This window comes from Bradyrhizobium sp. SZCCHNR1043 (genome assembly GCF_032489675.1).
Taxonomy (GTDB): domain Bacteria; phylum Pseudomonadota; class Alphaproteobacteria; order Rhizobiales; family Xanthobacteraceae; genus Bradyrhizobium.
Genome location: NZ_JAUEYN010000016.1, coordinates 70,438 through 85,874 on the forward strand (window position 1 = coordinate 70,438; position 15,437 = coordinate 85,874).

Consider the following 15,437-nt stretch of genomic DNA (forward strand, 5'->3'; position numbering starts at 1 on the left):
AGCGGCATTCGCGTCAGATCAATCAGAGCAGGCCGGCGCCGCGCGCCCACTTGTACTTGGCGCCGAGCACCTCGACCGGCAGCTCGGTCGAATAGGCATAGGCCGGGATGCCGTTCTGGTAGAGATATTCGGCGGCTTCCTCGACCTCGACGTCGCCGGCGAGCGAGGCGACGATCGGCTTGACGAAGCCCTTGGCCTCCATCTCCTTCTTCACCTCGACCATGTTGCGCGCGAACACCATCGGCGGGGTCACGATCGTGTGCCAGTAGCCGAGGATCAGCGCGTGGATGCGGTCGTCCGACAGGCCGAGCTTGACCGTGTTCACATAGGTGATCGGCGGCTCGCCACCGGTGATGTCGACCGGGTTGCCGGCGGCACCGAACGGCGGGATGAACTTGCGGAAGGCGGCATCGAGATCCGCGGGCATCGCCATCAGCGACATGCCGTTGTCGACGACGGCGTCGGAGAGCAGCACGCCCGATCCGCCGGCGCCGGTGATGATGACGACGTTCTCACCCTTCGGCGTCGGCAGCACCGGCACGCCGCGGGCGAATTCGAGCAACTGGCGCAGCGAGCGGGCGCGGATGACGCCCGACTGCTTGAGCACGTCCTCGTAGATCTTGTCGTTGCCGGCAAGCGCGCCGGTGTGCGACGAGGCGGCCTTGGCGCCGGCCGAGGTGCGGCCGGCCTTGAGCACGATGACCGGCTTCTTCTTGGAAACGCGCTTGGCGGCTTCGGCGAAGGCGCGGCCGTCCTTGAGGTCCTCGCAGTGCTGGGCGATCAAATTGGTGTTGGGGTCCTGCTCGAAGAAGGCGAGCAGATCGTCCTCGTCGATGTCGGACTTGTTGCCGAGGCCGACGATCGCCGAGACGCCCATCTTGGCCGAGCGCGAGAAGCCGATGATCGCCATGCCGATGCCGCCCGACTGCGACGACAGCGCCGCGTGGCCCTTGACGTCGTAGGCCGTGCAGAAGGTCGCGCAGAGATTGGCCGGCGTGTAGTAGAAGCCGTAGATGTTCGGCCCCATCAGGCGGACGTTGTACTTCTTGCCGATCTCGACGATCTCGGCCTGCAGCTCGGGCTCGTTGGCTTCGGCAAAGCCCGAGGGAATCAGCACCGCGCCGGGGATCTGCTTCTCGCCGCATTCGATCAACGCGCCGGCGACGAACTTGGCGGGAATCGCGAACACCGCCGTGTCGATCACACCGGCCACGTCCTTGACGCTCTTATAGGCCTTGTAGCCGAGGATCTCGGAGGCCTTGGGATGGATCGGATAGATCTCGCCCTTGTAGCCGCCATTGATCAGGTTCTTCATCACCGAGTTGCCGATCTTGCCGTCCTCGGCGGAGGCGCCGATCACGGCGATCGCCTTCGGCATCATGATCCGCTTCATCGCGGTGACGATTTCCTCGTTCGAGCGCGGCGCCGGACGCGGCTTGTAGTCGAAATCGACGACGATACGGACGTCGGCGGCGATCGCGCCGTTCTTGGTCGCGAACACGGGGTTGAGGTCGAGCTCGACGATCTCCGGGAAATCGCTGACCAGCTGCGACACCTTGACGATGACGTCGGACAGCGCCTCGCGGCTGACCGCGTCGCCGCCGCGCACGCCCTTCAGCATCTCATGCGCCTGGATGCCGTCGAGCATCGACAGCGCGTCTTCCTTGGTGGCGGGGGCGAGGCGGAATGTCACATCCTTCAGCACCTCGACCAGCACACCGCCGAGGCCGAAGGCCACCAGCTTGCCGAACGATCCGTCGGTGATCGAACCGACGATCACCTCGGTCCCGCCGGTCAGCATCTGCTGTACCTGGATGCCTTCGATCTTGGCGTCGGCCTTGTACTTCTTCGCATTCGCGAGAATGGTCTCATACGCCTTCTGCGCGTCGTCAGCGGTCTTGACGCCAACGATGACGCCGCCGGCTTCCGTCTTATGCAGAATGTCGGGCGATACGATCTTCATGACGACCGGAAAACCCATGTCGCCGGCCAGCTTGGCCGCCTCGGCGGCGGATTTGGCCAATCCCTCCTTCGGCACCGGAATGCCATAGGCGTCGCAGACCACCTTGCCCTCGGGGGCGGTGAGGCTGGTGCGCTTGTCGGCCTTCACCCGATCCAGCACTTCGCGGATCGTGGCCTTGGCGTTCGGGATGGCGTCAGACATTGGGGGCTTCCTCCTGGGGATTGATCGCGGTTTATGGCATTTGGTATGCCAGAAGCAAACTTTGTCAAGCGCATCGAAGATGTGGAAACGCGGAAAATAGGTCGCCTTGACAGTCTGGCATCTGGCATGCCAAAAATATTGGACGCAAAATGCTGTACACAGGCATCTCCCAAGGAGAGGAGATCGGTCTTGTCTACAGAGAAAACAAACAAGGCATTGCCCATCATGGCCGAGGCCGACATCGCGATCACTCGCATCGCCCCGGAGACGAGCTTCAAGAATAAGGCCTACGAGGCCTTGAAAGAAGCCATTCTCAAGATGGACATCTACGCGTCGCCCGAGCCGGTGATGCTCGACGAGCGCGCTCTGTCCGAGCGCCTCGGTGTCAGCCGCACGCCTATCCGCGAAGCGATCGCGATGCTGGAGCAGGACGGCTTCGTGAAGACCGTGCCGCGTCGTGGCATCGTCGTAGTGCGCCGGACCAAGACCGAAATCGTCGACATGATCCGCGCCTGGGCGGCGCTGGAGAGCATGGCGGCGCGCCTGATCACGACGATCGCGCGCAAGAAGGACATCAGCGCGCTGCGCGACTACTTCAAAGATTTCGGCAAGGACCGCCCGCCGCAGGAGCACATCGAGGAATATTCGAAGGCGAACATCGCGTTTCATCAGGCGCTGATCTCGCTGTCGGAATCGCCCGTGCTCGTCGACATGACCAACGACATCCTCCTTCACGTGCGCGGCTATCGCCAGCTCACGATCGGACGCACCGACCGTATCGCAGCCTCCCTGCCCGAGCATCTGGCGATCATCGAGGCGCTGGAGGAACGCAACACCGAGCTCGCCGAAAAGCGCGCCCGTGATCACACGCTGGGCCTCGCGACCTATGTCGAGACGCACGGCCAGGAACTATTCAGCTGACAGGTTCAAACAGAAGAAGACGCCGCAAAGCGCCTTCACAGACGACCAGGGAGAGAGGCGCATGGCGCAGACTGCTGTTAAGACCGAGGCACCGGACACGCACGAGGAGCTCACGGACGGCTTTCATCTCGTCATCGACGCGATGAAGCTGAACGGGATCGACACGATCTACAACGTGCCGGGCATCCCGATCACCGATCTCGGTCGCATGGCGCAGGCTGAAGGCATCCGCGTACTCTCCTTCCGTCACGAGCAGAACGCCGGCTATGCCGCCGCGATCGCCGGCTTCCTCACCAAGAAGCCGGGCGTGTGCCTCACGGTCTCGGCTCCCGGCTTCCTCAACGGCCTCACTGCGCTCGCGCATGCGACGACGAACTGCTTCCCGATGATCCTGGTCTCGGGCTCCTCGGAGCGCGAGATCGTCGACCTGCAGCAGGGCGACTACGAAGAGATGGATCAGCTCGCGATCGCCAAGCCGCTGTGCAAGGCGGCGTTCCGCGTGCTGCACGCGCAGGACATCGGCATCGGCTTCGCCCGCGCGATCCGTGCCGCCGTCTCGGGCCGCCCCGGCGGCGTCTATCTCGACCTGCCGGCAAAACTGTTCGGCCAGGTGATGAATGCGCAGGCCGGCGCAGCCTCGCTGGTCAAGGTGATCGATCCGGCTCCGGCGCAGATCCCCTCCCCCGACTCGGTCAAGCGCGCGCTCGATCTGTTGAAGAACGCGAAGCGCCCGCTGATCATCCTCGGCAAGGGCGCTGCCTATGCCCAGGCCGACGAGGCGATCAAGACCTTCGTCGAGAAGAGCGGCGCGCCGTTCCTGCCGATGAGCATGGCCAAGGGCCTGCTGCCCGACCTGCATCCGCAATGCGCCGGCGCCGCACGTTCCACCGTGCTGAAGGACGCCGACGTCGTCATGCTGATCGGGGCCCGCCTCAACTGGCTCTTGTCGCACGGCAAGGGCAAGAGCTGGGGCGAGCTACCTAAGAAGTTCATCCAGGTCGACATCGAGCCGAAGGAGATGGACTCCAACGTCGAGATCGCCGCCCCCGTGGTCGGCGACATCGGCTCGGTCGTCACGGCCTTCTCCGAGGCGATGGGCAGCAACTGGGCCAAGGCACCGGTCGAGTGGACCTCTTCGGTGCAGAAGAAGCGCGAGGACAACGTCGCCAAGATGGCGCCGCGGCTGATGAACAACAACTCGCCGATGGACTATCACGGCGCGCTCGGCGTGCTCCGCACCATCATCAAGGAGCGTCCGGACGCGATCCTGGTCAACGAGGGCGCCAACACGCTCGACCTCGCCCGCGGCGTGATCGACATGTACCAGCCGCGCAAGCGCCTGGACGTCGGCACCTGGGGCGTGATGGGCATCGGCATGGGCTCGGCCATCGCCGCCGCGGTCGAGACCGGTAAGCCGGTGCTGGCGATCGAGGGCGACAGCGCCTTCGGCTTCTCCGGCATGGAGGTCGAGACGATCTGCCGCTACAATCTTCCGATCTGCGTCGTCATCTTCAACAATGACGGCATCTATCGCGGCACCGACCAGAACTCGGCGGGCGACGATCCGGCGACCACCGTATTCGTCAAGGGCGCCCGCTACGACAAGATGATGGAAGCCTTCGGCGGCGTCGGCGTCAACGCGACCTCGCCAGACGAGCTGAAGCGCGCCGTCAACGAAGCGATGGATTCCGGCAAGCCGACCTTGATCAATGCCGTGATCGATCCTGCAGCCGGATCCGAGAGCGGCCGTATCGGCAACCTCAATCCGCAGAGCGTGCTGACGAAGAAGAAGTAAGGCCACCCGCAAGACATCACCTGCCCGCGAGTTGCGGGATGACCATTCGTTACGGAGAGCAACACATGACCAAGGCGCTCGAGGGCGTTCGCATTCTCGATTTCACCCACGTCCAGTCCGGACCGACCTGCACCCAGCTGCTGGCCTGGTTCGGCGCCGACGTGATCAAGGTGGAGCGGCCGGGCGTGGGTGACATCACCCGCGGCCAGCTCCAGGACATCCCCAACGTGGACAGCCTCTATTTCACGATGCTGAACCACAACAAGCGGTCGATTACGCTCGACACCAAGAACCCCAAGGGCAAGGAGGTTCTGACCGAGCTGATCAAGAAGTGCGACGTGCTGGTCGAGAATTTCGGCCCCGGCGTGCTCGATCGCATGGGCTTCCCCTGGGAGAAGATCCAGGCGATCAACCCGAAGATGATCGTGGCGTCGATCAAGGGTTTTGGCCCTGGCCCCTACGAGGACTGCAAAGTCTACGAGAACGTCGCGCAGTGCACCGGCGGCGCCGCCTCGACCACCGGCTTCCGTGACGGCCTGCCGCTGGTCACCGGCGCGCAGATCGGCGATTCCGGCACCGGCCTGCACCTCGCGCTCGGCATCGTCACCGCGCTCTATCAGCGCACCCACTCCGGCAAGGGCCAGCGCGTCACCGCCGCGATGCAGGACGGCGTGCTCAACCTCTGCCGCGTCAAGCTGCGCGACCAGCAGCGCCTCGACCACGGTCCGCTCAAGGAATACAGCCAGTTCGGCGAGGGCGTGCCGTTCGGCGATGCCGTGCCGCGCGCCGGCAATGATTCCGGCGGTGGCCAGCCGGGCCGCATCTTGAAGTGCAAGGGCTGGGAGACCGACCCGAACGCCTACATCTACTTCATCACCCAGGCCCCGGTCTGGGAGAAGATCTGCGACGTGATCGGCGAGCCGACCTGGAAGACCGATCCGAACTACGCCAAGCCCGCCGCCCGCCTGCCGCGCCTGAACGAGATCTTCGGGCGGATCGAGCAGTGGACCATGACCAAGACCAAGTTCGAGGCCATGGACATCTTGAACGAGTTCGACATCCCCTGCGGCCCGATCCTGTCGATGAAGGAAATCGCCGAGGACGAGTCGCTGCGCAAGACCGGCACCCTGGTCGAGGTCGACCATCCGACCCGCGGCAAGTATCTCTCGGTCGGCAACCCGATCAAGCTGTCGGACAGCCCGGCCGACGTCACCCGCTCGCCGCTGCTCGGCGAGCACACCGACGAGGTCCTGCGCCAGGTGCTGGGCTTCAGCGACCACCAGGTCGCCGAAATCCACGACTCCGGCGCGCTCGATCCGCCGCGCAAGGAAGCCGCGGAGTAAAGGACGGGCGCGGCGCGAACGCCGCGCGTATGCGTTCCATCGACTCAAAAGCCGCCGGCATCGCCCGGCGGCTTTTTGACTTTTGCGGTGAAAGATTGATGTCTCTTCCGCAGACACCGGCGGGGACCTTGGTCTCGGCCTGCGCTGCGGATCACCATTACGGGCCACGGCCGGCCTCAGGGTGAAGCGGACATGACGCAGTCGCCGACGTTTCGACCGTATAACCCAGAGCTGACCTTGGTCGCGACTTCATGTTAGTCTCGTGCGATCGAACACATTGCCAGACCCTCGGGCACGCTTGCAGACTGGCCGTGTCGGGCAATTCTGCCCCTTCTTTGCCGAAAAGCGAATTATGCGACATGTCGCCAATGCGCGGCTGAAACAGCGCGCGAAACTCGTGGACGCCCAGCCGTCAGAGAGAGAATACATCCATTCTACACTACAGAACCGAGACCTACCGGCCAGGGAAAAAATTGAGCAAACACTATTGAACTTAGCCACCGCGCTTGGGCGAACGGTCGTAAGCCGAATCACGATCCGGGACGGCACGACCATGTATTCAGTTGATGGTTCGGCCTACCAGCGAGGTGCAAACGCTATCCTTGAGCTTTCGCGGGAAATCGTAGAATCTCGGGGCCAATGAACACCGGGTGCACTGTTAGCGAAACCATCGACTTCCGAAATGAAAGCGAGACGTCCGTTGAGGAGGCCTCCCAGTGGCCCATTGGTTTCAAAAAGGCTGGCTGCTCATTTCCCTGATGTCCGCCGTGCTTTCAGCGCCGACCGGCGTTGCACGTGCTCTGGACGACGCGAGTGATCGCGAGAGCTATGACCGTGCGGTCTCCTATTGCCGGTCGATCTGGCCGCCGAGAGCCATGACGCTGAGCCCGGACAAGCGCATCATGTGTTTCGACACGACGATGCTTCCAGAAGTCGACGTATCACTGACGAAAGTACTCGAGCTTGGTGGGCTCTTCGTCATCCGCAGCACCGGCGGGAGGGAAGACAAAGCCCTCGAACTCGCCGATCTCATTCGCGAGCGGCATGCGACCGTTGTCGTCTATGACTACTGCTTCTCGGCCTGCGCCGAATTCATCATCACCGCTCCCGACCAAACTTACGTGCTCAAGGACGCCCTCGTTCTCTGGCATAATCCCCAAAGCAGCGACCCGGCCCGTCCCTATTGTGCATTCCTCAAGACACCACGCGACGGCGGTCCGAGGGGCTTGCGGCGTGGACCATGTCGCGAGGGAAGCGACACCGTCGAATACTCATCGGCGCGCCAAGCTCGGTTTCTTTGGGAGAGAGCCATCGATCCCTCGTCTGTGATGCCGCCCGACAGCATCTACGTGAGACGAAGAGTGGCCAGCCTCTACGCAGAGACAGGGGTGGATCACGACATCCTATGGACGCTCAACCCGAGATATTATCCGCGTCTCTTTAAGGCAAACATCGTCTTTGAAGCCTATCCACAAAGTCAGGAAGAGGTCGATGCGGTCGCGGCCCGATTGGGCATCACGGCGAAGATCATCTACGATCCATGAGCGCCGCAAGTGCCTGTCGGTCGGCAATCCGACCAAGCTGTCGAACAGCCTGGTTACCTGCCGAATATTCCGCCCACCACCCGATGCATCGCGCCGCCGATCGCGCCGATGGGACCTCCCACATTCCGCTGACGTCGCGCGCGTCCCGTGCTGCGACGGGCCTGGCGGTCGGATTTGGCAGCCTCGGTGGCCGCGTCCATCAGCGCCTTGTGCTGGGCAGCATTGAGGAAGCCGGTCGCGGGGTAGCCGCGCTCCTCCTGCCAATGGGCAAGGGCGGCGCGGGTCGAATCGTCGAACGTCCCGTTGATCTTGGTGCCGAACCCGAGCCGGGTCAGCCCTCGTTGCACGGCGCGACGCTTCGCCTTGGTGAGGCCGATCTGATTCTCGGCCTGCTGATTGGCGTCCTGGGCAGCGATCACGGTATCGGCGGGTGCCGACGCTTCACGAGGTGTGCTGCTCAGACCAGCGTGAGCGACCTGCGCGCTTCCGGCGATCGCCAGGATGGACAGTGCCAGGATCAAGGCGCGCATGGCCTTTCCTTCGCCCTCAGGTCTGCTGATGATACGTTTCGAGGAATACAGCGCGACGGACTGAACGATCAACATCCGGCGGCGCCACTCCGCTTCATTGCAGAGTAACTGCGGCCCGGGCAGCACAGTTCCCTCACCTCGGGCCGATTGTTCCGTCGCGTTGCACGCGGGGGGATAGACGCACGGGATGGCAGCTCTCAGCAGTCGCCGAGATACCCCGACTTTGCCGGCTCGGTCCGCCAAGCAGGATCGAGCCGATCCGGTGCCCAGGTTGGGCGGCTCTTTCCATATGAAAATGCCGCCTTCAATAAGGAATCCAAATTGTTGCATTCCTGCTGCAGCGCAAAATCCTCATACCGCTATGCAATATGATCCGTTGTATCTGGCATCTGGTATACGTAAATTCTCCTCAGTCAGAACGTCGTACCGCCCAACTGATGGAGACAAACCATGGCCAAGACCGCCGCCCTCCCCCTCGTTCAGCCCGTGTCCCTGTTCGGCCGCCTGCTGGCGACCCTCGATCGTGTTCTCATGACCAGCGCCCGCGCCGCCAACCGCAACGGCGACCTGCCGTATTTCGGCCTCTGAGGCCGGCGCGCTTCGCGCGCGCAAGCAGCATCGAAGCCCAATCAAGAGCCCCGGACCTCCGGGGCTTTTGCTTTTGCGACACCCCCCCGCGGCCTGCGACAAATTGGCCCCGTGAGCATCCCAACCGATCTCCTCAATTGCGGTCGGTCACCTCTTCATACCAAAATCAAATCGGTCGATTTGCTGCGGATGCACGTCTTGCTGCATGACCCAGGCCGCTACTACAACTTTTGGCTGCATGGGCATTGCGAGAGAGTCCAAGGCCGACGGCGACCTGAAGCGCGTCACGGTGGAGGATGACACCGGCCGGACTCGACGGGTCAGTGGTTCGATTGGGCATAGCGGCCGGAAGAAGCCGTGCGGTCCGGGAATGAAGGGGAGAAAGCGTCGATGAAGCGTTCCATGCGCGTGGCCGTTGTGGCCGGCGTCGCCCTGATGGTGGGGCATATCCCGGCTCTGGCGGGATGGGAGCCCGTCCGGCCCGTCGAGTTCATCGTTCCGGCCGGAACCGGCGGCGGTGCCGACCAGATGGCTCGGACGATTCAGGGCATCGTCACCAAGCACAATCTGATGAAGCAGCCGCTGGTCGTCATCAACAAGTCCGGCGGTGCCGGTGGCGAAGGCTTCCTCGACGTCAAGGCGTCAGCCGGCAACCCCCACAAGATCATCATCACCCTGTCGAACCTGTTCACGACGCCGCTCGCGACCGGCATCCCGTTCAGCTGGAAGGACCTCACACCGGTCGCCATGCTGGCGCTCGACGAATTCGTGCTCTGGGTCAACGCCGACAAGCCCTACACAACCGCCAAGGACTACATCGACGCGGTCAAGCAAGGCGCGGGCATCCTCAAGATGGGCGGCACCGGCTCGAAGCAGGAAGACCAGATCATCACGGTGGCCATGGAGAAGGCGACCGGCGCCAAGTTCACCTACATCCCCTACAAGGGCGGTGGCGAAGTGGCCGTGCAACTGGTCGGCAACCACATCGACTCCACCGTCAACAATCCCATCGAAGCGGTGGCGCAGTGGCGCGGCGGCAAGGTCAGGCCGCTCTGCGTGTTCGACGACAAGCCGATGGGCTACGGCGAGCAGATCACCGACGGCAAGGCCTGGAAGGACATTCCGACCTGCAAGTCGCAGGGCCTCGACATCGAATACCTGATGCTGCGCGGCATCTTCATGTCGCCGCGGGCCACCAAGGACCAGATCGAATACTATGTCGACCTGTTCAAGAAGGTGCGGGAAACCCCGGAATGGCAGGACTTCATGAAGACCGGCGCCTTCAACACCACCTTCATGACCGGTGCGGACTACGCGAAGTGGGTTGAGACCGAAGAGAAGCGTCACGAGCTCCTGATGAAGGAAGCCGGCTTCCTCGCCTCGAACTGAGCGGCTCGCATGAGAAGCCAGGGAGGATCCGCCGGGCCCAGCCACAAGGCGGTCGAACTCGGCGTCACGCTCGCGATCGCGCTGTTCGGGATCATCGTGATCCTCGGCAGCGTGAAGGCGGGGATCAATTGGGGCGCCGAGGGGCCGCGCGCGGGATTCTTCCCGTTCTACGTCGGCCTGTTCATCATCGCGGCGAGCGCGATGAATGTCCGCAACACGCTGCGCGAGGCTGACGGCAGCGTCTTCGCCGAATGGCGTCAGCTCCGCCAGGTCATGAGCGTGGTGGTGCCGACGGCGATCTATGTCGGCGCCCTGCCCTTCACCGGTCTGTACGTCGCCTCCATGATCTTCATCGCCTGGTTCATGCGTTGGCTTGGCAAATATGGCTGGCTCACGGTGGCGGCGGTCGCGATCGGAATGCCGGTGGTGACCTATCTGATCTTCGAGCGCTGGTTCATGGTCCCACTGCCCAAGGGGCCGGTCGAGGATTGGCTCGGACTCTGACACGAAAACTCATCCGCTGAGGGTTGCAGGACCAAGCTGGCATGGAAGAACTCGCCAATCTGTTTCACGGCTTCGCAGTCGCGCTCCAGCCCTTCAACATCATGGTGATGATCCTCGGGATCGTGCTCGGGGTGATCATCGGCGTGCTGCCGGGATTGGGCGGCGCCAACGGCGTCGCGATCCTGCTGCCGCTGACCTTCAGCATGCCGCCGACCTCGGCCATCATCATGCTGTCCTGCATTTATTGGGGTGCCTTGTTCGGCGGCGCCATCACCTCGATCCTGTTCAACATACCCGGCGAACCATGGTCGGTCGCGACCACGTTCGACGGCTACCCGATGGCGCAGCAGGGCAAGGCCGGCGAGGCGCTCACGGCAGCGTTCACCTCGTCCTTCGTCGGCGCGCTGTTCGCGGTCATCATGATCACGCTGATCGCGCCGCTGGTGGCCGGCTTCGCGCTTCAGTTCGGCCCGGCCGAGAAATTCGCCGTCTACTTCCTCGCCTTCTGCAGCTTCGTCGGCCTGAGCAAGGAGCCGCCGTTCAAGACGATCGCGGCGATGATGATCGGCTTCGCGCTCGCGGCCGTCGGCCTGGATTCCATCACCGGCCAGCTCCGGCTCACCTTCGGCATCACCGAGCTGCTCAACGGTTTCGACTTCCTGATCGCCGTGATCGGCCTGTTCGGCATCGGCGAGATCCTGCTGACGATGGAGGAAGGCCTGAGCTTCCGCGGCGGCAATGCCAAGATCAATCTGCGGGTGGTGCTGCACACCTGGAAGGAGATGCCGGCGTATTGGCTGACGTCGCTGCGCTCCTGCGTGATCGGCTGCTGGATGGGCATCACCCCCGCCGGCGCGACACCGGCGTCGTTCATGAGCTACGGCATCGCCAAGCGCCTCTCCAAGCGCGGCAAGAATTTCGGCCGTGGCGAGATCGAGGGCGTCGTCGCGCCGGAGACGGCGGCCCATGCGGCGGGCACGGCGGCGCTGCTGCCGATGCTGTCACTCGGCGTGCCCGGCTCCCCCACGGCGGCGGTGCTGCTCGGCGGCCTCTTGATCTGGGGCCTCCAGCCCGGCCCGATGCTGTTCGTCGAGCAGAAGGAATTCGTCTGGGGCCTGATCGCCTCAATGTATCTCGGCAACCTCGCCGGCCTGCTCGTCGTGCTGACCTGCGTGCCGGTCTTCGCGGCGATCCTGCGCATTCCCTTCAGCATCATCGCCCCGCTCATCCTGGTGCTCTGTGCGATCGGCGCCTATTCGGTGCACAGCAGCACGTTCGACGTCGTGCTGATGCTGGTGTTCGGCGTGCTCGGCTATCTGTTCAAGAAGTGCGGCTATCCGCTCGCGCCGCTGGTGCTCGCCATCGTGCTCGGCGACAAGGCCGAGGAGGCCTTCCGGCAGTCGCTGCTGGGATCCCAGGGATCGCTCGCGATATTCTTCTCCAACGGACTGGTCGGCACCATCATGGCGCTCGGGTTGATCGCGCTGTTCTGGTCGGCGATCCAGCAGGGCTACAACCGGTTGCGGGCCGTCGCCGCATAAACTCGCCCCTACTCCGATAGTTGAGCTACAAATATCCTCTGCTGCGTCGTATTGTCGCTGCAGCGATTTGCCTTGCTTCTACAGGGTTTTTTCGTCGATCGCTGGGCTACCAGCGAGCACGGGGTCGATGAATCCGCTTGTCTATTGGCATATCATATACCAAACTCCGCATAGCTGTTAGGACAAAAATAGACAGCCCTGGAGGAAACATGACGGACTTGGCTCACGCGGGGGCGCCCGCATCTGCAAGAGTAAGCGACGCCTATCGCTGGACGCAGCTCGCGGTTGGCGTCCTGGCGATGGTGATGATCGCCAACTATCAATATGGCTGGACCTTCTTCGTCCCGGATATCGCCAAGACGTTCGGCTGGGATCGCGCCTCGATCCAGTGGGCCTTCACCCTGTTCGTGCTGTTCGAAACCTGGCTCGTGCCGGTCGAGGGCTGGTTCGTCGACAAATACGGCCCGCGCATCGTCGTGCTCGTCGGCGGCGTGCTCTGCGCGATCGGCTGGATGATCAACGCCTACGCCACCTCGCTCAACGGCTACTATCTCGGCATGATCATCGCGGGCATCGGCGCCGGCGGCGTCTACGGCACCTGCGTCGGCAACGCGCTGAAGTGGTTTCCCGATAAGCGCGGCCTCGCGGCAGGCATCACGGCAGCCGGCTTCGGCGCCGGCTCGGCGCTGACAGTCGCGCCGATCCAGGCCATGATCCGCGACTCCGGCTTTCAGACCACCTTCCTGTATTTCGGTCTCGGCCAGGGCATCATCATCGTCATCCTCGCCTTCTTCCTGTTCGCGCCCAAGGAAGGCCAGGTGCCGGCCGTTGCTCAGAACACGAACCTGGTGCAGAGCCGTCGCAACTACAACCCGACCGAAGTGATCCGTCAGCCGATCTTCTGGCTGATGTACTTCATGTTCGTGATCGTCGGCGCCGGCGGCCTGATGGTGACGGCCAACCTCAAGCCGATCGCCGGCGACTGGAAGGTCGACAACATTCCGGTGACGCTGATCGGCATGACCATGACGGCGGTGACTTTCGCAGCCACCATCGACCGCGTGCTGAACGGCCTGACGCGTCCGTTCTTCGGCTGGATCTCCGACAACATCGGCCGCGAGAACACGATGTTCATCGCGTTCGGCATGGAAGGCATCGGCATCTGGGCGCTGTACATGCTGGGCCATGATCCGGTGTGGTTCGTGATCCTCTCCGGCTTCGTGTTCTTCGCCTGGGGTGAGATCTACTCGCTCTTCCCCTCGACCTGCACCGACACGTTCGGCACCAAGTTCGCCACCACCAATGCCGGCCTGCTCTACACCGCCAAGGGCACGGCCGCGCTGCTGGTGCCGATCGCGAACTACATGCAGCAATCGAGCGGCAACTGGGATCGCGTCTTCATCATCGCGGCCGGCGCCAACATCCTGGCATCGATCCTCGCGATCGCGGTGCTCAAGCCCTGGCGGAGGGTCGTGGTGCAGAAATCGACGCTCTGACGCATCCCTTCGCGCTGCAACAAAAAAATAAAAAACGCGTCCAGATTGACGACGCTCGGCATTTTGCCGAGCGTTTTCTTTTGCTTGGCGGACGATTTCGGTCTCGCTGCAAAGCAACATGTCGCACCCTGTGTCGCAGGCCATATTGCAGACTGGAATATATTATACCAGAATGGTTCCGTGCGCAGATGAGGAGCGCGCTTGCAGCGGCATCCTCCAAGAGAGCGCGTTTGGGAGGACACATGGTTTCCAGCACAGAGGCAACACCGCCTGTCCAGGCACAGTCCAGCGGCTTCCGCTGGATCCAGCTCGCAATGGGCATCGTCTGCATGGCGATGATCGCCAACCTGCAATATGGCTGGACGCTGTTCGTCGATCCGATCGACGCGAAGTTTCACTGGGGTCGCACGGCGATCCAGCTGGCCTTCACGATCTTCGTCGTCACCGAAACCTGGCTCGTGCCGGTCGAGGCCTGGTTCGTCGACAAATACGGTCCGCGCGTCGTCATCATGTTCGGCGGCGTCATGATCTCGCTAGCCTGGATGCTGAACTCCTACGCCGACTCGCTCACCCTGCTCTACGCCGGCGCCGTCATCGGCGGCATCGGCGCGGGCGCAGTGTACGGCACCTGCGTCGGCAATGCGCTGAAATGGTTTCCCGACCGCCGCGGCCTCGCCGCGGGTGCCACCGCCGCGGGCTTCGGCGCCGGTGCCGCGCTGACCGTGGTGCCGATCGCCAGCATGATCGCCTCGAGCGGCTATCAGAGCGCCTTCTTCACCTTCGGCATCGGCCAGGGGCTGGTCGTGTTCGTGCTCGCGATCTTCCTGCGGCCGCCGACGGTTGCGGCGCCGACCCGCAAGAAGCAGCTCAATCTGCCGCAGAGCAAGATCGACTACACGCCGCCGCAGGTGCTGCGCACGCCGATCTTCTGGATCATGTATCTGGTGTTCGTCATGGTGGCCTCGGGCGGCCTGATGACCGCCGCCCAGATCGCCCCGATCGCCCACGACTTCAAGATCGCCAACGAGCCGGTGACGCTCGCCGGCTTCCAGATGGCGGCGCTGACGTTTGCGATCTCGCTCGATCGAATCTTCGACGGCTTCGGCCGCCCTGTGTTCGGCTGGATCTCCGACACGATCGGTCGCGAGCACACCATGTTCATTGCCTTCGGCACGGCCGCTTTGATGCTGCTGACGTTGTCGAGCTACGGGCACAACCCGATCGTGTTCGTGCTCGCGACCGCCGTCTATTTCGGCGTGTTCGGCGAAATCTACAGCCTGTTTCCGGCGACCTCGGGCGATACGTTCGGCAGCAAATACGCCGCGACCAACAACGGCATGCTCTACACCGCGAAGGGCACCGCCTCGCTGCTGGTCCCGCTCGCGAGCCTCGTCTCCGCAAAATATGGCTGGCAGGCCGTGTTCGTGATCGGCGTCGGGCTGAACGCGACGGCCGCATTGATGGCGCTGTTCGTGATCAAGCCGCTGCGCCGCGCCTTCATCCTCGGCAAGGAGCCGGTTACCGAGCCGGTGACGCAGGACGCCCGGATGGCGTGACGCCACTGTTTCTTCCCGCGACTTCAGGAGGCGCACCACGGTGCGCCTCCTTTTTTTGCGCCGGGG

12 protein-coding genes are annotated in these 15,437 nt (G+C 63.3%); 10 read left to right on the top strand and 2 right to left on the bottom strand.

The window, feature by feature from the left end:
• Positions 1-22: 22 nt before the first annotated feature.
• The gene (locus tag QX039_RS26625; protein ID WP_315739805.1) at positions 23-2,164 is read right to left on the bottom strand and encodes an acetate--CoA ligase family protein; all 2,142 of its coding nucleotides are present in this window, start codon (positions 2,162-2,164) and stop codon (positions 23-25) included.
• Positions 2,165-2,389: 225 nt separating this feature from the next.
• Here QX039_RS26625 and QX039_RS26630 point away from each other — a divergent pair, with 225 nt between their 5' ends.
• From QX039_RS26630 to QX039_RS26645, 4 genes are all read left to right on the top strand, one after another.
• Positions 2,390-3,085: a GntR family transcriptional regulator gene (locus QX039_RS26630; RefSeq protein ID WP_409998125.1), complete on the top strand. Its 696-nt coding sequence runs from the start codon at positions 2,390-2,392 to the stop codon at positions 3,083-3,085.
• A 61-nt stretch (positions 3,086-3,146) separates the two neighbouring features.
• Positions 3,147-4,880 (top strand): oxalyl-CoA decarboxylase, encoded by a 1,734-nt coding sequence (gene oxc / locus QX039_RS26635; RefSeq protein ID WP_315739806.1) that lies wholly within the window; start codon positions 3,147-3,149, stop codon positions 4,878-4,880.
• A 65-nt stretch (positions 4,881-4,945) separates the two neighbouring features.
• Positions 4,946-6,223, top strand: coding sequence for a formyl-CoA transferase (frc, locus tag QX039_RS26640; RefSeq protein ID WP_315739807.1), 1,278 nt, complete (start codon positions 4,946-4,948; stop codon positions 6,221-6,223).
• Positions 6,224-6,939: 716 nt separating this feature from the next.
• Positions 6,940-7,767: a hypothetical protein gene (locus QX039_RS26645; protein ID WP_315739808.1), complete on the top strand. Its 828-nt coding sequence runs from the start codon at positions 6,940-6,942 to the stop codon at positions 7,765-7,767.
• Between the two features lie 53 nt (positions 7,768-7,820).
• Here the strand turns inward: QX039_RS26645 and QX039_RS26650 are convergent, their stop codons facing one another.
• Positions 7,821-8,297: a peptidoglycan-binding domain-containing protein gene (locus QX039_RS26650; protein ID WP_315739809.1), complete on the bottom strand. Its 477-nt coding sequence runs from the start codon at positions 8,295-8,297 to the stop codon at positions 7,821-7,823.
• Positions 8,298-8,747: 450 nt separating this feature from the next.
• Here QX039_RS26650 and QX039_RS26655 point away from each other — a divergent pair, with 450 nt between their 5' ends.
• The 6 genes from QX039_RS26655 (at position 8,748) to oxlT (QX039_RS26680) (ending at position 15,371) form a co-directional block, all read left to right on the top strand.
• Positions 8,748-8,885 (top strand): hypothetical protein, encoded by a 138-nt coding sequence (locus QX039_RS26655; protein WP_315739810.1) that lies wholly within the window; start codon positions 8,748-8,750, stop codon positions 8,883-8,885.
• A 402-nt stretch (positions 8,886-9,287) separates the two neighbouring features.
• Positions 9,288-10,274, top strand: coding sequence for a Bug family tripartite tricarboxylate transporter substrate binding protein (locus QX039_RS26660; RefSeq protein WP_409998124.1), 987 nt, complete (start codon positions 9,288-9,290; stop codon positions 10,272-10,274).
• 9 nt (positions 10,275-10,283) lie between these two features.
• Complete coding sequence (locus tag QX039_RS26665; RefSeq protein ID WP_315739812.1) at positions 10,284-10,778, top strand: tripartite tricarboxylate transporter TctB family protein; 495 nt, start codon at positions 10,284-10,286, stop codon at positions 10,776-10,778.
• A gap of 41 nt (positions 10,779-10,819) precedes the next feature.
• Positions 10,820-12,319, top strand: a complete 1,500-nt coding sequence (locus tag QX039_RS26670) for a tripartite tricarboxylate transporter permease (protein WP_315739813.1) — start codon at positions 10,820-10,822, stop codon at positions 12,317-12,319.
• Between the two features lie 209 nt (positions 12,320-12,528).
• The gene (gene oxlT, locus QX039_RS26675) at positions 12,529-13,815 is read left to right on the top strand and encodes an oxalate/formate MFS antiporter (protein WP_315739814.1); all 1,287 of its coding nucleotides are present in this window, start codon (positions 12,529-12,531) and stop codon (positions 13,813-13,815) included.
• 242 nt (positions 13,816-14,057) lie between these two features.
• Entirely contained in the window at positions 14,058-15,371 is a 1,314-nt protein-coding gene (gene oxlT / locus QX039_RS26680; RefSeq protein WP_315739815.1) for an oxalate/formate MFS antiporter, read from the top strand.
• The last annotated feature ends 66 nt before the right edge of the window (positions 15,372-15,437 follow it).